At 69.1% G+C, this 17,564-nt stretch carries 15 protein-coding genes and 1 other RNA gene; 8 read left to right on the top strand and 8 right to left on the bottom strand.

Annotated elements, in window-relative coordinates:
* Positions 1 to 68 precede the first annotated feature (68 nt).
* Positions 69 to 992, top strand: coding sequence for a DMT family transporter (locus ACIN94_RS27280; RefSeq protein ID WP_400711758.1), 924 nt, complete (start codon positions 69 to 71; stop codon positions 990 to 992).
* Here ACIN94_RS27280 and ACIN94_RS27275 read toward each other — a convergent pair.
* Together ACIN94_RS27275 and ACIN94_RS27270 are read right to left on the bottom strand one after the other, a co-directional pair.
* Entirely contained in the window at positions 949 to 1,551 is a 603-nt protein-coding gene (locus ACIN94_RS27275) for a TetR/AcrR family transcriptional regulator (protein ID WP_400711755.1), read from the bottom strand. The genes ACIN94_RS27280 and ACIN94_RS27275 overlap by 44 nt on opposite strands.
* A 9-nt stretch (positions 1,552 to 1,560) precedes the next feature.
* Entirely contained in the window at positions 1,561 to 2,907 is a 1,347-nt protein-coding gene (locus ACIN94_RS27270; RefSeq protein WP_400711752.1) for a sensor histidine kinase, read from the bottom strand.
* Between the two features lie 363 nt (positions 2,908 to 3,270).
* Between ACIN94_RS27270 and ACIN94_RS27265 the strand changes: the two genes are divergently transcribed.
* A complete protein-coding gene (locus tag ACIN94_RS27265) occupies positions 3,271 to 4,749 on the top strand; it encodes an AMP-binding protein (RefSeq protein ID WP_400711749.1) in 1,479 nt (492 codons plus the stop codon).
* Between the two features lie 12 nt (positions 4,750 to 4,761).
* On the opposite strand, the gene menC is transcribed toward ACIN94_RS27265, so the two are convergent.
* From menC to ACIN94_RS27245, 4 genes are all read right to left on the bottom strand, one after another.
* Entirely contained in the window at positions 4,762 to 5,862 is a 1,101-nt protein-coding gene (gene menC / locus ACIN94_RS27260) for an o-succinylbenzoate synthase (RefSeq protein WP_400711746.1), read from the bottom strand.
* A gap of 46 nt (positions 5,863 to 5,908) precedes the next feature.
* Positions 5,909 to 6,736 (bottom strand): GNAT family N-acetyltransferase, encoded by an 828-nt coding sequence (locus tag ACIN94_RS27255; RefSeq protein ID WP_400711743.1) that lies wholly within the window; start codon positions 6,734 to 6,736, stop codon positions 5,909 to 5,911.
* 71 nt (positions 6,737 to 6,807) lie between these two features.
* The gene (locus tag ACIN94_RS27250; protein ID WP_400711740.1) at positions 6,808 to 7,857 is read right to left on the bottom strand and encodes a dipeptidase; all 1,050 of its coding nucleotides are present in this window, start codon (positions 7,855 to 7,857) and stop codon (positions 6,808 to 6,810) included.
* A 34-nt stretch (positions 7,858 to 7,891) separates the two neighbouring features.
* Positions 7,892 to 9,373 carry a flavin-containing monooxygenase gene (locus tag ACIN94_RS27245; protein WP_400711737.1) on the bottom strand — a complete coding sequence of 494 codons (1,482 nt, stop codon included), beginning with the start codon at positions 9,371 to 9,373 and terminating at the stop codon, positions 7,892 to 7,894.
* An 81-nt stretch (positions 9,374 to 9,454) separates the two neighbouring features.
* Here ACIN94_RS27245 and ACIN94_RS27240 point away from each other — a divergent pair, with 81 nt between their 5' ends.
* The 6 genes from ACIN94_RS27240 (at position 9,455) to ACIN94_RS27215 (ending at position 16,145) form a co-directional block, all read left to right on the top strand.
* Entirely contained in the window at positions 9,455 to 10,291 is an 837-nt protein-coding gene (locus ACIN94_RS27240; protein WP_400711734.1) for a Nif3-like dinuclear metal center hexameric protein, read from the top strand.
* Positions 10,288 to 11,028: a zinc ribbon domain-containing protein gene (locus ACIN94_RS27235; protein WP_400711731.1), complete on the top strand. Its 741-nt coding sequence runs from the start codon at positions 10,288 to 10,290 to the stop codon at positions 11,026 to 11,028. Before ACIN94_RS27240 ends, ACIN94_RS27235 begins: the two co-directional genes overlap by 4 nt.
* Entirely contained in the window at positions 11,025 to 12,320 is a 1,296-nt protein-coding gene (locus tag ACIN94_RS27230; RefSeq protein ID WP_400711728.1) for a bifunctional RNase H/acid phosphatase, read from the top strand. The genes ACIN94_RS27235 and ACIN94_RS27230 overlap by 4 nt, the downstream gene beginning before the upstream one ends.
* Positions 12,321 to 12,375: 55 nt before the next feature.
* Positions 12,376 to 12,768, top strand: an RNA gene (rnpB, locus tag ACIN94_RS27225) — RNase P RNA component class A.
* Between the two features lie 500 nt (positions 12,769 to 13,268).
* Complete coding sequence (locus tag ACIN94_RS27220) at positions 13,269 to 15,230, top strand: endo-1,3-alpha-glucanase family glycosylhydrolase (protein ID WP_400711725.1); 1,962 nt, start codon at positions 13,269 to 13,271, stop codon at positions 15,228 to 15,230.
* A gap of 222 nt (positions 15,231 to 15,452) precedes the next feature.
* Positions 15,453 to 16,145, top strand: a complete 693-nt coding sequence (locus ACIN94_RS27215; protein ID WP_400711722.1) for a hypothetical protein — start codon at positions 15,453 to 15,455, stop codon at positions 16,143 to 16,145.
* Positions 16,146 to 16,230: 85 nt separating this feature from the next.
* On the opposite strand, the gene ACIN94_RS27210 is transcribed toward ACIN94_RS27215, so the two are convergent.
* Positions 16,231 to 16,518, bottom strand: a complete 288-nt coding sequence (locus ACIN94_RS27210; RefSeq protein WP_400711719.1) for a hypothetical protein — start codon at positions 16,516 to 16,518, stop codon at positions 16,231 to 16,233.
* A 156-nt stretch (positions 16,519 to 16,674) separates the two neighbouring features.
* On the bottom strand, positions 16,675 to 17,094 hold the full coding sequence (locus ACIN94_RS27205; RefSeq protein ID WP_400711716.1) for a hypothetical protein: 420 nt from the start codon (positions 17,092 to 17,094) through the stop codon (positions 16,675 to 16,677).
* Between the last annotated feature and the right edge of the window lie 470 nt (positions 17,095 to 17,564).

The following is a 17,564-nucleotide window of genomic DNA, read 5'->3' as shown; positions in this document are numbered from 1 at the left end:
TGTATCAGGGCCACTCTCGATCCTCTCCGTCACCGCTGGGTGGCTCACGGTGATGTCATCCTTCCGGTATGGCGGCGGTATCAGCTCCCCGGCCCCTTTGGGGAGTAGTACTTCTGGTGTTCGTCAGCGCGGCCTGGGGGTCGGCGTTCCCGCTGATGAAAGATCTCATCGTCCGGATACCGGTGGAGGACCTGCTCACTGAGCGGTACGGCATCGCGGCGCTCTTCCTGGCCGCGCTCCGTCCGGGCTGCCTGCGGGGGCTGCCGGAGAGGACCTGGCTGGTCGGCATCCTGCTCGGCCTGCTGTTCGGCGTGGGCCAGACCGCCCAGGCGGTCGCCCTGCACGACCTGTCCTCGCCGGTCTCGGGCTTCACCGTGGGCTCCAACGTAGTGATCACCCCGGTCCTCGGGCTGGTCCTGCTCGGCGCCCGCGTCTCGGGGCGCACCTGGGGCGCGGTGGCACTCGCGCTGGCCGCGCTGACGACCTTCACCCTGCTGCGGGAGGCCGAGGATGGCGACATCTCCCTGCCCGCGCTGGCCGTCACCCTGCTGTCGGCGGTGCTGTACTCGGTGCACACCCTGGTGCTCGGCAACTTCGCCGCGGCACAGCGGGACGCCTACGCGCTCGCGGTGATCCAGCTCGGCGTCATCGCGATCATGACGGGCGTCCTCGCCGTGCCGGACGGTCTCACCCTGCCCCAGACACCGGGTGACTGGGCGATCCTCGGCCACCTGTCGATCGTGGCCTGCGCCCTGGGGTTCCTGGCCCGCTCGTTCGGCCAGCTCCACGTCCCGCCGGTGCCCGCCGCGGTGATCCTGTCGGCCCAGCCGCTCTGGGTGACCGCTCTGGCCGTCATGATGTACGGCGAGCCGCTCACCGGGACCGTCCTCCTGGGCGGAGGGCTGATCGCCCTGGCCGTGCTCCTGATCGTGCTGCCCGGGAGGATGCTCAGGACAGCAGGTCCGCGGGGAGGCCCAGCTCCCCCGCGGTAGCCGTACGGACGAACTCGGCCAGGCGGGCCCGGGGCAGCACCCGTTTGTGCGCGGTCACCTGCGTGGACAGGCCGTCGATCAGAGAGATGATCCGCCAGGTCGAGCCGTCGGGGTCGGCACAGGTGAAGGTTCCGGTCCCGGCTCCCTCGTCGATGATCGCGCGCAACGCCTGCTTCCAGCGCAGGTCGATCCTGCGGGACATCTCCTCCAGTTCGGCGTTGCGCATCGACTCGGCCCAGGCGTCGACCCACAGTGCCCACGCCTTGGACCTGCCGGTGGGGGAGTAGAGCTTGAGCAGGCCGCGCAGCCGCTCCAGCGGGGAGCCGCCCGACTCCTCCAGCTTGGTGAGCGCCTCCAGATCACGCTCGGCCGCGTAGGCGAAGGCCTGGGCGAACAGCTTCTCCTTGGTCTCGAAGTGGTAGAAGAGCAGCGCCTGGCTGACTCCGGCGGCCTGTGCGATGTCCGCCGTCCGCGTGTGTCCAAACCCCTGGGCCGTGATGACCTCGCAGGCGGTCCGGAGCAGATCATCGCGGCGTAGTCGCCCAAATCCCCGTGCCACAGGGGAACCCTAGCGGCTCAGGGGCAGCCGCAGGACGAAACGCGCACCTTGGGAACTGTCCTTCAGATCCAGGGTTCCGCCGTGCGTCTGGGCGATCTCCCTGGCGATGGCCAGCCCAAGCCCGGTGCCCCCGGCGTCCCTGCTGCGCGAGGCGTCCAGCCGGGTGAACCGGTGGAAGACCACCTCCCGTTGGTCGGGAGGTATCCCGGCGCCGTCGTCGAGCACCTCGAGGACGGCCATGCCGCCCCGCTCCGTCAGGCTCACCGAGATCCGCGAGCGGGCATGCCGCTCGGCGTTGTCCATCAGGTTCGTCAGCAGCCGTGCCAGCCGGAGCCGGTCGCCGGCCACCATGAGGCCGGGTTTCAGCTCCCGGACCACCTCGATGCCGCGCCGGTGCCGGTTCAGCTCGGTGCCGCACAGCTCGCCCAGGTCGATCGGCTCCCGGGACTGGGGCGTGCCGGCGTCGAGCCTGGCCAGCATCAGCAGATCGGAGACGAGCGCCTGGAGCCGGTCGAGGCTGGCGAGCATCGCGGTGGCCTTCGCCTTCCAGTCGGCGTCCTCGGGATACAGCAGTGCCTCCTCCACCTGGGTGCGCATGGCGGTGAGCGGGCTGCGCAGGTCGTGGGAGGCGTCGGAGGCGAACCGGCGCTGCTGCTCCACGGTCGCCTCCAGGCGGTCCAGGGTCTGGTTGATCGTCTCGGCCAGCTGCCTGATCTCGTCCCGCGCCTCGGACACCGGCACCCGCCGGCCGAGATCGGTCGCGGTGATCTCCGCCAGATTGTTCCTGATGCCACTCACCGGGCGGAGCGCCTTGGTCACCATGGAGTAGGCGCCGAACCCCGTCAGCGCCACGAGCAGCAGGGAGCCGCCGACGAGCGAGGCGAACACTCCGGGCCCGACGTACCAGGGAACGACCTTGTCGGCGGAGTAGATGAGCCAGTCGCCCTCCACCCGGTGGATCCGGAGGGCCACGACGACCATGCACCTGCCGGGGAACGCGGGGATGTCGCAGAGCTGCCTGTCGGCTCTCACGCTCCCGTCGGGAGGAGCGAAGTCCGCCATCGGCGGGGCGCCGGCCAGTTTCGGGGTCGCCGCGACGACCTTACCGGCGGGGTTCAGGACCTGGACACCCTCCGCGTCTCGCTGGGGCAGCGTGGCGGGCAGCGGCTCTCCCTTTTTGGCGAGGTTGATGAGCTCGAGGGCGGAGTTCGCCACCTCGTTGGTCCGGAAGACCCCTGTCAGGTTGTACAGGGAGAATGTCAGGACGAGGGTGACGAGAAGGCCGGACAGGGCGGCGGCGGCGATGGCGATCAGTGTCAGCCGCGTCCGCACGGTCCATGAGTTCCGTGTGATCACGCCAATCTCCCCCCGAGATCAGACGATCACATTGGAGAGATAATTACCGATTCCTGGCGACTAACGGCCAAGCAGTAGTAAAAATCATTTTCTCCTGCTCTTGTAGAGCGTCGCCCGGTACTGCCGATCTGCCGCCGACCAGCGGAGACGTACGCTGCCGGGAGCCGGCACGGACCCCGCGGAGACCACCTGCCGGCACGCGGCCGCACCGGTTTCACCCGGCGGCGGGACGCGCATCTCTACTACGGGACGCGCATCTCCACCACGGACGGACCAGAACCGGCAGGGTGCTCCCCGGCCCGCCGCGGATCCACCGAGAGCGTCTCGCCGATCTGCCGGAGTCCCGAGCCCGAAGGGGGGCCCATGCCCGACATCACCGCGCTCCCCGGCTTCTACCGGATCGCGGAGGCCGACCCCGGCCGCCGGGCAGTGATCGATGCCGACGGCACGGTGACGACCTACGGCGAACTGCTCGCCAGGGTGAACCAGGTGTCGCACGGGCTGCGGGCGCGGGGACTCGCCGAGGGGGACGTGGTCGCCGGAGTGCTGCCCAACGGCCTCGACGCGGTGGTCATGCTGATGGCCACCGGGCAGGCCGGCCTCTACTACGTGCCGGTCAACTGGCACCTGACCGTCCCCGAGATCGCCTACATCATGGCCGACTGCGACGCCGGGATCGTGGTCGCCGACCGGGATCACCCCGTGGCGGGGGCGCTCATCGGCACCGCCGGGCTGGCCGAGGGGCAGCCCGTGACCGCACCCCGCGGCAGGTCGGCGGGAGCGGTCATGTGGTACACCTCGGGCACCACCGGATTCCCCAAGGGTGTGCAGCGGCCGCTGTCCGGGGCCGAGCCGGAGGCGACGCTCCCGCTGGTCACCTGGTTCCTCGGCGAGGTCTGCGACCTGCGGCCGGGTGACGGGGTCCACCTGGTGACCTCGCCGATGTACCACTCCGCGCCGTGCGCGCACACGATGTTCGCGCTGCACCTGGGCCACAGCGTGGTGATCGCGCCCAGGTTCGATCCGGTCGCGATCCTCGCACTGATCGAGAGGTACCGGGTGACCAACACCATGATGGTCCCGACGATGTTCCACCGTCTGCTGCGGCTGCCGGCCGAGGTCCGGGACGCGTACGACGTGTCGTCGCTCCGGCAGGTGATCCACACTGGCGCGGCCTGCCCGGTGGCGGTCAAACGGGGGATCATGGACTGGTGGGGCCCGGTCCTGTACGAGTACTACGGCTCCACCGAGTCCACCATCGCCTTCTCCGTCAAGCCGCACGACTGGCTGGAACACCCCGGCACGGTCGGCCGCCCGGCCCCCGGCTTCGAGGCGAGGATCCTCGACGAGGACGGCGAGGAGGTCCCGGCGGGCGAGCCCGGAATGATCTACATCAGGTCGGGCCTCGGCGGCTTCACCTACCGCAAGGACCCGGCCAAGACCGCCTCCAGCATGCGCGGGGAATGGTACGCCCCCGGCGACATCGGCTACCTGGACAAGGACGGGTTCCTGTTCCTGTGCGACCGCCGTACCGACCTGATCATCTCGGGCGGGGTGAACATCTACCCCGCCGAGATCGAGGCGGCACTGCTGGAGCACCCGGCGGTCGCCGACGTCGCGGTCATCGGCGTGCCCGACGAGGAGTGGGGCCACAGCGTGGTCGCGCTGGTCCAGCCGGCCCCCGGCCCCCGGCCCTCCCCGGAGGAACTGCTGGAACACCTCGGCCCGCGCCTCGCCCGCTTCAAACACCCCAGGATCATCGAGTTCCGTGACGAGCTGCCCCGCACTCCCACCGGGAAGCTCTCCCGCTCGAAGGTCCGCGAGGACTACCTGTCCGGTTAGAGGGGGATCCGGCTAGAAGGGGATCCACTCCGTCGCGGTGGTGACCTCCTTGAGGACGTCCTGGACGGGATCGACGCCGATACCGGGACCGGTGGGCACGCCGATGTACCCGTCCTGGAGCTCGAAGGGCGGCGTGATGTCGGTGGCGTAGTAGCGGCGCGAGGCGGAGATGTCGCCGGGCAGGGTGAACCCGGGCATCGCGGCCAGGGCGAGGTTGGCGGCGCGGCCGATGCCGGTCTCCAGCATGCCCCCGCACCACAGCGCGACGCCGTGGGCGCGGGCCAGGTCGTGGATGCGGCGGGCTTCGAGGTAGCCGCCGATCCGGCCGGGCTTGACGTTGATGATCGAGCAGGCGCCCAGGGTGATGGCGGCGGCGGCGTGGGCGGCCGAGTCGATGGACTCGTCCAGGCAGATCGGCGTCCTCAGCCGTTTCGCGAGCTCCGCGTGCTGGACCATGTCGTCGTTGGCCAGGGGCTGCTCGATGAGCAGCAGGCCGAACTCGTCGAGCCTGGCCAGGTGGGAGGCGTCGGTGAGGGTGTAGGCGGCGTTGGCGTCGACCTGCAGCAGCAGGTCGGCGCCGAAGCGTTCGCGCACCGCGCCGACGGGCTCCAGGTCCCAGCCGGGTTCGATCTTCAGTTTGATCCGGACGTAGCCCTCCGCCAGGTAACCGCCGACCGTGTCGAGGAGCTCGGGGACGGAGCCCATGATGCCGACCGACACTCCGGACGGCACCCGGTCGGCGGAGGCGCCGAGGAAGGAGGCCAGGGACTGGCCGCCGGCGCGGAGCCGGGCGTCCAGGACGGCGGTCTCCAGGGCGGCCTTGGCCATCCGGTGGCCCTTGAACGGCTCCATCGCCCGGCCCGCACCGTAGGCGTCGGCGTCGGCGGGCAGCGCGGGGATGAGGAAACGGCGCAGCACCTCGGCGGCACCGTCGACGTGCTCGGGGGAGTAGAGCGGCTCGGACATGGCCACACACTCGGCCCAACCCTCGGCGTCGGGCGTCACGACCCGGACGAGCAGCACGTCGCGCTCGGTCTCCGTGCCGAACGAGGTACGGAACGGCGTGACCAGCGGCATCGCGATCCGCCGCAGTTCGATTCCAGTGATCTTCATTGTGGTGTGCGGCCTCCGCCGCGTCCCCCTTCGCTATCGCCGCCGGTCAGGCGGCGCGCTCAACGATGTAGTCGCCCTCGCCGGTGAACCCGGCCACCCGGGCGCCTTCCTCCATCAGCCCGCCCAGCACGTCGCGTACGGCGCGGCGCCACGCCCTGGCCGCGGCCGGGTCGGTACGGCGCAGCGTCTCGATGTCGGGCGGGACCGCGACCAGCACCACCCGGGCGTCGGCGGGCCCGGCGACCGGCAGGCCGTCGCGCCCGGTCAGCCCGGCCACCGCGTCCGGCGGAACCCCCGGCAGGCACCGGACGCCCCGGGCGGCGGCCACCACCTGAGGCTCGGACAGCCGCCAGACGGCCAGCACCCGGTCCGACTCGTCCCCGGCGTTGATCGCGTCGTCCATGGCGCCGTAGAAGCATGGCAGGTACTCCTCGGGCCGGGCACCGAGCTTGACCAGGTTGAAGTGGGCGTTGCGCCGCACCAGCGGATCGTAGGTCCAGGTGATCCGGTCCAGGCCCCAGGCCAGCGCCCAGGCCCGCTGATGCAGTTTGAGCGCGAACCCGATCCCCCGCCCGGCGGAGGCCCCGGTGAGGTGGGAGTGCAGCACCTGTCCCGGCGGCGCTCCGAAGAACGCCACCGACGCACCGACCATCCGGTCGCCCTGATAGGCCCCGGCCACGTAGTCGCCCGCGTGCGACAGCGCCCGCATCGTGTCGAGGGAGATCGGCGGATTACCGGGTTCGGGGTGCCAGATGGCATCGAACAGCCGGTGGACCTCCTCGAATTCGGACAGCGCGGTCAGCTCCCTGACACGGACCCCCGCCGCCCGCGCCGCCGCCTCGGCGCACACGTCGTTCTGGAAAGAGTCCTTCACCCGCTCTCCCCCCCGCAGGCACCCGGGCCTCCCCCCGGAGGCGCCGTCGTCTTCACCCCCATCCTCCGGCATCAGGCCGGGATACGCGCCGGCACTCCCAGCTCGGCGCGGAACAGCCGGAGGACGTTGCCGCCGAGGATCTTGACGATCTCCTCGTCGGCGAAACCGTGCTTGAGCAGGGCGTCGGTGACCAGCGGCAGCCCGCTGGGGCCCGCCAGCCCGGGGATGGCGGCCATGACGTCGAGGCCGCTGGAGCTGAAATCCTCGCAGCACGGAGGGGTGAGGTCGTTCATGACCTCGCGGATGAAGTCGGGGCCGAGACCGACGTGGTCGATCCCGCCGACGCTCACGACGTGCTCGATGTGGTCCACCAGCCGGTCCACGGTGCAGTCGGCCGGGTCCTCGGAGAGGAAGGCCGCCAGGAAGTTCACGCAGACCACCCCGCCGGTCGCGGCGATGGCGCGGATCTGGTCGTCGGTGAGGTTGCGGTGATGGTCGCGCAGCGCCCGGGCGGAGGAATGGGTCGCCATCACCGGCCGGGTGGCGAGCTCCAGCACGTGCCCGACCCCGGAGGCGCTCAGATGCGAGACATCGAAGATCATGCCGAGGCGTTCCATCTCCCGGACGGCCTCCACCCCCGCCGCGGTGAGCCTGCTGCCGGTGGCGTCCTCGCCGCTGCCGTCCGCGAGAGCCGTACGGCCCCAGTGCGCGATCGAGGCGACCCGCACGCCCAGCCGGTGCAGCGTGGGCAGCAGCTCGACACTGGCGTCCAGGCCCGGGGCGCTCTCCAGCGCCAGCACCAGGGCGATCCTGCCCTCCGCGAGCGTCTCGTCGATCTGGGCGCCGTCCACGCAGAGCCGTACGGCGTCGGCGTTGCCCTCGGCCAGCGTGTGCGCGCACTCGATCATGCGCAGGGTCTGCCTGAGTGCCCCCTCCGGCCGGTACTGGTCGTCGATGAAGACCGGCAGCACCTGCAGGTTCACCCCGCCCTCGCGGAGCTGGGGCAGCCAGCGCTCGCGGAAGAACGACGCCCACTGCCGCGGCGGTCGTGCTGTGACGGCCATCAGCAGGTCGTTGTGGGTATCGGCGACCACGGCGTCACGGTGGAGGTCAGCGGACACGGGCAGGCCCTTCGTCGCGGGTGTCTCTCGTCGGTCACGACGTTACCGACAGTCCGCCCCCGCTGTCCCGGACGGGCCGGCCTGCGAAGCGGAACGCCGTCGGCCGGGGCGCCCGGGTGATCCGCCGGTAGACGGTCGTCGGAGCCGGCCAGTTGTTGGTCACCCGGCCCGACGCGTTCTTGTACCAGCTCGTGCAGCCCGCCCCCCACACCATGGTGTCCATGGCCCGCTCCAGGCTCCGCCGCCACGCCTCCATCGCCTCGGGCCGCACCTCCATCGGCCCCCTCCGCGCCAGGTACGGCAGGCAGCCCATGATGTAGCCGGCCTGGCACTCGAGCATGAAGACGATCGAGTTGTGGCCGAGGTTGGTGTTGGGCCCGTAGAGCAGGAACAGGTTCGGAAAGTACGGCACCGCGATGCCGAGATAGGCCTCCGCCCCCTCCTTCCACTCCTCGCTGAGACGGCGCCCCCCACGGCCGGTGACCTCGATGGGGGCCAGGAAGCCGGTGGTCTGGAAACCGGTGGCATAGACGATCACATCCGCCCCGTGGAGACCGGCGGTGGTCTCGACGCCCGCGGGGGTGATCCGGACGATCGGCTCGGTGACGAGATCCACGTTGGGACGGGTCAGCGCGGGATAGAAGTCGCTGTCGATGACGATCCGCCTGCAGCCGACCGGGTAGCCGGGGGTCAGCCTGGCCCGCAGCTCCGGGTCCCGGACCTGGCCGCGCAGGTGGTCCAGGGCGCGCTTGCGCAGCAGCCCGGCGCTCCATCTGCCCGCGAGAGCCGGATAGAGGGCGGTCTCGGCGTAGCGGTAGGTCCATTCGCGGTAGCCCCGCTGCAGGAACGGCAGGCGGCGGAAGACCTTCCGGGCGGTCTCGCCGAAGACGGCGTCGGGCTTGGGGATCACCCAGTTCGGAGTGCGCTGGAAGACGTCCACCCGCTCGGCGACCTCGGCCACCCGGGGGATGAGCTGTGCCGCCGACGAGCCGCTCCCGATCACCGCCACCCGCCTGCCGGTCAGGTCCTGGGAGTGATCCCAGCGGGCGGAGTGGAACGACGCGCCCGCGAAGGCCGACATTCCGGGGATGTCGGGAAGCCGGGGGCGGTTGAGCTGCCCCACCGCCGACACCACCACGTCGAAGAGCTCCTCTCCGGACGGAGTACGCACCCGCCACCGGCTCAGCGACTCGTCGAAGGTGGCGGCCGTGACCTCGGTGTTCAGCCGGATTCTGGGACGCAGGCCGTACTTGTTGGCGCACATCTCCAGGTAGCCGAGGATCTCCGGCTGCCCGGGATAGCGGCGGCTCCAGCTGGAATATCTCTCGAAGGAGAAGGAGTACAGGTGCGAGGGGATGTCACATCCGGCACCCGGATAGGTGTTGTCCCGCCAGGTCCCCCCGACCCCGGGCCCCTTCTCGAAGATCGTGTAGGAGCGGATCCCCGCCCGCTCCAGCCGGATGGCCATGCACAGGCCACCGAACCCGGCACCGATGATCGCGACAGTCGGACTCACAGGCCAGCCCTCCGAAGGGTCGGGATCCACTCACACTAAGCGATTTCCCTGCGCCGGGACACAGGCCGGTAGTCTGCGCACGTGCCTACCCTCGCCGACGTCGTCCGAGAACTTGAGTCAGCCTACGATCCCCGATGGGCGGAGTCGTGGGACGCGGTCGGGCTCGTCTGCGGAGACCCCTCCGCGGAGGTGCGCCGGATCCTGTTCGCGGTGGACCCGGTGGCGGTCGTCGCCGACGAGGCCCTGGCATGGGGCGCCGACCTGGTGGTCACCCACCATCCGCTCTACCTGCGCGGCACCACGAGCGTCGCGGCCACCACCTTCAAGGGCCGCCTGGTCCACACGCTGATCAAGAACGACATCGGCCTCTTCACCGCCCACACCAACGCCGACGTCGCCGACCCCGGTGTCTCCGACGCGCTCGCCCGCGCCGTGGGACTGACCGGCCCGCTCACGCCCCTGGCGCCCTCGGCGGACGATCCCCGGCGCGGTCTCGGCCGTGTCGGCTCGCTGCCCGCCCCGCTCTCCCTGCGCGCGTTCGCCCGGCAGGCCGCGCGCGGTCTGCCCGGTACGGCGGGCGGCCTGCGGGTCGCCGGCGACCTGGACCGCGAGGTCAGGCGGGTCGCGGTCAGCGGGGGAGCGGGAGACTCCCTCCTCGGTACGGCCCGCGCCGCCGGCGTGGACGTCTTCCTCACCGCGGACCTGCGCCACCACCCGGCGAGCGAATTCATGGAGGCGGCCGACGGCCCCGCGCTGATCGACGCCGCCCACTGGGCCACCGAGTGGCCCTGGCTGACCGAGGCGGCACGCCGTCTGACGTCCGGGTTGGCCGAGAAGGGGATTACTGTTGAGACGCGCGTATCCGAGACGGTCACGGACGCCTGGAAGACAACAGCAGAGTGCGAGGATTTGAAGTGAAAGCAGCCCCGGCAGCCCAGAAACGGCTGCTCGACCTGGCCGAACTCGACTCCGTCATCGACCGGCTGGCCCATCGCCGCCGCACCCTGCCCGAGCTGGCCGAGATCGATGAGATCTCCGCCCGCGTGGCGCGGCTCGCGACCCAGGCGATCGCGGCCGAGACCGAGGCCGGTGACCTGGCCCGCGAGCAGACCAAGGCCGAGGCGGACGTCGACTCGGTCCGCGTCCGCGCCGAACGCGACCAGAAACGTCTCGACTCCGGCCAGGTGTCCTCCCCGAAGGACCTGGCCAGCCTCCAGTCCGAGATCGTCTCCCTGAACCGCCGCCAGGGCGACCTGGAGGAGGTCGTGCTGGAGATCATGGAGCGCCGGGAGACGGCCGACGCGCGGGTCGCCACGGTCGTGGCTGAGCGCGACAGGCTCGCCGCCGTCCGCGACGCCGCCGAGGACCGCAGGGACGCCGCCTTCGCCGAGATCGACAAGGAGGGCGCCGAGGTCAAGGGCAGGCGCTCGGACGTCGTCACCGACATCCCCGCCGACCTGCTGGCCCTCTACGAGAAGCTCCGGGAGCAGTTCGGGGTGGGCGCCGCGATGCTGCAGGGCGCCCGCTGCCTCGGCTGCCGCACCAGCCTCTCCATCGCCGAGATCAACCGCATCAAGGCCGCCTCCCACGACGAGGTCATCCGCTGCGACGAATGCCGTCGCATCCTGGTCCGCACCCCAGAGTCGGGGCTGTGACCTCCTTCGTCATCGAGGCCGACGGCGGGTCCCGGGGCAACCCGGGCCCCGCCGGCTACGGCGCCGTCGTCAAGGACGCCGCGGATGGCCAGGTGCTGGCCGAGACCGCCGAGGCGATCGGCACCCAGACCAACAACGTCGCCGAATACCGGGGGCTGATCGCGGGCCTGCAGTCCCTCCTCACCCTCGCGGGTGACGGTGCGACCGTCGAGGTCCGGATGGACTCCAAACTGGTCGTCGAGCAGATGGCCGGCCGCTGGAAGGTCAAGAACGAGGGGCTGCGCCCGCTCGCGCTGGAGGCCGCCGCCCTGGCCCGGCGTCTCCGGGTCACCTGGCGGTGGATTCCCCGGGAGAAGAACAAGGACGCCGACCGGCTGGCCAACGAGGCCATGGACGCCGCCGCCAAGGGCCGCCCCTGGCGGCTCACCGGCTCCTCGGCCACGGTCTCCACGGGCACCGGCTCCGCGGTGAGCGCGGAGCCCTCGGTCGCCGTTCCCTCCGGATCCCGGGGGAGCGGGCTGTCCGGCTCCCCGGCGAGAGTCTCCGGCCGCCAGGCCACCGCTCCGGCCGCTGCCCAGGACTCCCTCCTCGACCTTCTCGACTCCGACGACGTCTCAGCCGGGCGGGAGGCGACGGCGCCCGCGACGACAGGCACCGGCTGGCGCCCGCCCACGACCGTGGCGACCTCGCTGCTCCTGCTCCGGCACGGCGAGACCCCGCTCTCGATTGAGCGCAGGTTCTCCGGGCTCGGCGACCCGGAGCTCACCCCCAACGGCATCGCCCAGGCGGAGGCCGCCGCGGCCAGACTGTCGCGCGAGCCGTACGCCGTTCAGGTGGTCGTCAGCTCGCCGCTCAAGCGTGCCCGCGCCACCGCCGAGATCGTCGCCGCGAGGCTCGGGCTGGAGGTGGCCGTCGAAGAGGGACTCAGGGAGGTCGACTTCGGCGACTGGGAGGGCCACACGTTCACCGAGATCCAGCGCCGCTGGCCGGACGAGCTCGCCGCGTGGCTGGCGGACCCGTCCGCCGCGCCGCCGGGCGGGGAGAGTTTCGGGGTGGCGGCGCGGCGGGTCCAGGCGACCGGGGACCGGTTGGTCGAGCGTTACGAGGGCAGGACGGTCCTGGCCGTCTCCCACGTCACGCCGATCAAGATGCTGCTCCGGCTCGCGCTGCTGGCTCCCCTTGACGCGCTGTACCGCATGCATCTCGACCTGGCGGCCCTGTCCCAGATCGAGTATTACGCCGACGGGCCGGCGGTGGTCAAGGCGTTCAACGACACCTCGCACCTGCGCTGAACCGGTGCCCGGCTGGAGACCGCCTGGGAGCCGTTAGGCTTGGGGATACGGCGGACGAGCCGGCCGGGCGGCCGCGTCGGGTCTCTTCGGAGGCCCGCCGAGGAAGGTCCGGGCTCCACAGGGCAGGGTGGTCGGTAACGCCGACCCGGGGTGACCCGCGGGACAGTGCCACAGAGAACAGACCGCCTCCCGCAAGGGAGGTAAGGGTGAAACGGTGGTGTAAGAGACCACCAGCGCCCACGGTGACGTGGGCGGCTTGGTAAACCCCACCCGGAGCAAGGTCAAGAAGGGACGCTCTCCGGAGCGTCCCGCGCGCGACGTCTGAGGGCTGCCCGCCCGAGCCGCGCGGGTAGACCGCTTGAGGCCGCCGGCAACGACGGCCCTAGATGGATGGTCGCCTCTTCACGCCAGTGAAGAACAGAACCCGGCCTACAGGCCGACTCGTCCGCCCCACAGGGCATGGAAGCCCACGCCTTTGGTGGTCCGCCCGCGCCCGCCGCTCGCTGCCATGCGGGACTGAATGTGCAGTACGGCGATGGCCTTCAACGCCTGCTGCCCTGGGTTGAGCCGCCGCCAGGGCGACCCGATCGTCTTGCGGTGCCGGCGGATCAGACCGGCCACGTAGTTCAGGGTTGGACGCGACGAATCGACGGCAGCACGATGGAACAGCACCCAGAGCTCCTGGTGAAGACGGCGATGGTTGTGGTGATCAACCCGTCTACCGGGAGCTCCGCTACGTCATAGGGCTAACACCGGACCTGCGATCATGCTGTGACCAGCACCGCACTGCCAAGGGATGAAAAGGGTCACTGTGTACGGACCAAGATTGATGACGTTCCAAATAAGGATTCTGTGTAAAACGACCAACATCTGATGGATCTTGCTCCATCCTGGTCCGCGCAGCGGCTTCCCTCCGTTGGAGCCGCGCCGAATCCCGATGGGAGTTTCATGGTCAACCGATTTCGGGCGCTACTGACGGCGGTGTCGGCCCTGGTCACACTGGGGACCGTCGCCGTCGCCCCCTCGCAGGCGTCCGTGGCCGCGGCGCCGGTCAGCGTGACGTTCGCCGCCGCGGAGGATGTGTTCGTCAGCCAGGCCGAGCCCACCAAGAATTTCGCCACCGCGACGTGGCTGAGTGTCTGTGGCTCCGACTGCGGCAGCTCCGCCACGGGGGAGCGCATGGCTCTGGTCCGCTTCAAGGTCACCGGCATCCCGAAGGACGCCGGGGACGTCAAGGTCACGCTGGACGTCATCTCGGCCAGGACGACCGACACCACCATCTCCGCCTTACCGCTGACGGGTTCCTGGACCGAAAGTGCCACCACCTGGATGACCCGCCCGGCCGTCAGCGGGAGCGCCGTCGCCTCGCACACCGGGTTCACGGCCGAGGCGACGGCCAAACTGGACGTCTCCTCCGCCGTCAAGGGCGACGGCACCTACGCTTTCGCCCTTACCGGGACGTCCTCCACCGCGACCGTCCTGATGTCCTCCCGTGAGAGCGGGAACCGCGGCCCGAAGCTCACGATCACCTACACCAAGGCGGCAGACGCGGACGAGCAGACCGGCGGCCCCCTGCCCTTCACCCTGGCCGGCACGGCATCCCTGCGGGCCTCGGGCAAGATGGTGTTCGCGCACTACTTCACCCCGTACCCGGTCTCGCTCGACAACGCTGCCCCGGAAAACGATTACTACGCGCGGAACTACCTCAAGCCGGAGGGCGAGAGCGGCAAGCACGCCGCGTACGGCGGCCTGCTCCGTGACCGGCCCCTCGGCCGCGACCCGATCAGCGGCGACTACGCCCTGGCGGACCTCAAGACCGAGGTCAACCAGGCCATCGCCGCCGGTCTGGACGGCTTCATCGTGGACATTCTGTCGCTGACCAGCGCGAACTGGACGCGGGTGCAGAACCTCATCAAGGCCGCCGAGGCCGTCGACCCCGGCTTCAAGATCATGCTCATGCCGGACACGAACGCGCTGGCCTCGGTGGACAGCGCCACCCTGGCCACGGCCCTGGCCCAGCTCGCCGCGTCGAAGTCGGTATACCGGCTAGCCGACAACCGCCTGGTCGTCGCTCCCTTCAAGGCCGAGGGCCACACCGCCGCCTGGTGGTCGGACTGGATGAAGACCATGGAGACGGCGCACGGCATCAAGGTCGCCCTGGTGCCCTGCTTCCTGAACTTCAACAACAACCGCGACGCCTTCGCCTCGATCAGCTACGGCTTCTCCAATTGGGGCAACCGCAGCCCGGCAGCCAACGCCAACCTGACTGCCAACATCACCACCGCCCACGGCATGGGCAAGATCTGGATGCAGCCGGTGTCGATCCAGGACGAGCGTCCCAACCAGGGCATCTTCGACGAGGCCGGCAACACCGAGAACCTGCGGGCCTCGTGGAAGGGCGCGATCGACGGCAAGGCGGACTGGGTCCAGCTCACCACCTGGAACGACTACTCCGAGAACACCCAGTTCGCGCCGTCCAGGAATGCGGGGTGGACCTATCTAGACATCAACGCCTACTACCTGACCTGTTACAAGCTCGGCTGCCCGAAGATCACCAAAGATGTGGCGTACCTCACCCACCGTGTTCAGCCGGTCGCGGCCACACCGACGTACGCGCAGACCAAGCTGATGAATCTGCGCAGTGGCAGCACGGCGGCCCGCGACACCGTCGAGGTGCTGAGCATGCTCACGGCGGCGGGCAAGGTGTCCGTCACGATCGGCGGTACGACGCAGACCTATGACGCGCCGGCCGGGGTGTCCGCCAAGACGTTGCCGCTGAAGGTCGGCAGCGTTTCGGCCACCGTCACCCGGAACTCCGCCACGGTGGCGAAGGTCGCCTCGCCGTACACGGTCACCGCGACGCCGTACGTGCAGGATCTGCACTACCGCGCGGTCTCCAGCGCACGTTGACTCTGGACCTCAGGTCCTCCGCTCAGGGGCCTGAGGTTGGTCACTACTCCTCTACTCTGCTTTACGCAGGCCCAACTAAGCATGTTCCTCTTGTAGGGTCGCTGCCGTATCCGTCAAGCACGTCGAAGGTCCAGAGCGGAGCGGCACACATTGCGGGGAAAACGAAGAGCGTCGGTCGGTGTAGGAAAATCCATCGCCTTCGCGTCCCTGGCATTTTTCACCATGGCAGTGGGGTTCCTGCAGATCGGCGACGGTGCGGCCGAGTATCGGCGGTTTCAGAGCGCGCTCCCCTGCCGCGCCGAGCCGGCGGAAAGGGGCGACGCGAGCTACTGTCATGAATTCCGGGCGATGGTGACGGAGAAGATCTCCCCGCACAACTTCCGCGGCCCTCAGCCGAATCCCAGACTGGGAGTTGAGGCACTCGACCGTGACCGGCCATACCTCCACCGTGACCGGCCATACAAGGTGACCTTTCCGGTCGAGAGGGGGTCTCCGGCGGTTGTCGTCGGCGACGAGATCCTGGCGCGCGAATGGGAAGACAAGGTCGTCCAGATAATGGTGGCGGGACGATGGTGGGATACACCCAGAATCCCTGTGGACGATCCCACGAAGGAGGTGCGTACAGCCGGATTGTTCGGCGCGGTGATGCTTTTCACCATCGTTTTCGGAGTGTTGCCACGACTCGCCGTCAGGACGTCCGCTGGTGAGCGCCGGAGGAAGACCTTCATTGCGGTGATTCTTCCCATCGCGGTTACCGGCCTGGCTGGGATCTTTCTCGGCTCGGCTGGGTGGACGCGATACATCCTGGTGTCTGGCGGGATTCTCATCGTCGCTGCCGCAGTATCGGTCGGGACCGTCTTTCTCGGTGCTCGCTTCCCGGAGAGCTTCACCAAGATTGTCGGGCGGATCAGGTAAGCCTGGACCTGACCGAACGCGATATCCCAACCGCCGAAAGGCTCCACCGGGTGGGAGGAGCGACCCTCCCACCCTTGCCGGCAGATCAGGCGCAGTGTTCCCAACCGCTCAACGTCTGGAAGGTCTGGCCGGTCGAGTCGGAGAACCTGCCACCCCACTGGACGCACTTGTTGTTGGCGTATACCCGCACAGGTCCGGCGTAGATCTTGTATTGGTTGCCGTCACGGTAGATGGTGGACGAGCCTTGCACCTGGATGCGTGCCTCGGTGAACGTCGCAGTGCCCGCCCCTCGGTCCTTTATCGCAACGACGCAGTTGTGACCGTTGCTGTTGTTGTAGAGCAGGTAGTACGTGCCCCACGGCGAGCTCGTCATCCGGTCGATGATCCGATAGCCAGACCCGCAGATGCTCTCAGGCGTTGCTGCACTGGCGGGTAGGGCGGGTGTCACAAGGGCCGCGGCGAGCGCGGTTACCACGGCAGCGCGAACGTAAGTACGGAAAGCAGTCATGATGAAAGACCCTCTCGGTAATTATCCGCAGTGAGAAGTTATGGGAGATGTGGAAACCTCCCACGAATAGATTCTGCCGAACGCGTAGATGCACCGGCCCCCGGCGGGTAGCGAACGAGGTCCCGCGTAGTACTGGTACTGGCCGTCGTCATAGTCCATGGCGCGCTGCCGGCAGGAGCTGGACGGCTTGGTTTCCTCACAGACGACCAGGTAAACCGCCATGGGTTTGGAGACGCCCCAGGTGGAACTGGACGAAACCGTTTTCACGCAGTTCCGCTTGGTCGCGGAGTCGTAATAGACGTCCAGATGGCCGTATGTCTTAATCGCGATGTGCTCGATGAGCGAGCCGGAGCAGTCAGCGGCTTGCGCGGGGGACGCACCGGGCGCCACCAGCGCGACCATGACCAGCGAGATCGTGGTCAATATCGATCGTAACCTCATGCCGTCCTTTTCCTCAGTTGGTCCGGCCGGTGGACCGGTGTCGGGTTAAGGATCACTGCGCGTTCCGTAAAGGTCAAGAGGATCAAGGACCCGAGAGTCGGACAATGTAGGCATTTTCCTGGCCTGAGGTTATAAGGCACGTACATAATCTGAATTATGGTTGTTCTCTGCGCATGTGGCCTCGGATTGAGGATGGCCGAAAGGTGGGCCGCGCGAGGTGGATCGGATGTCGGCGACCTGCCCCGCGGTATCGGTCTCGTGTTTACTCCGCGATCATTAGGTGTTCGCCACGGGGGATGAGTTCACCTATCGCCGGAGAGCCTGGGATCTCGCCCGCGATGAGCAGGCCGCCTGAGGACCGCTGTGGCATAGAACCGGAACCTGTCAATTTGATCAAGGCAGTTGAGCTGGGCTAATTCTGTGTCGGCTGTTCTGGCGTGTCCTTCTGCTCGTTCGTGTCGTCGTTCTTG

It is taken from the genome of Streptosporangium sp. NPDC087985 (assembly GCF_044741965.1).
Taxonomy (GTDB): Bacteria; Actinomycetota; Actinomycetes; order Streptosporangiales; family Streptosporangiaceae; genus Streptosporangium.
Note: the sequence above shows the minus strand (reverse complement) of the source record. Positions and strands in the feature narration are given on the sequence as shown.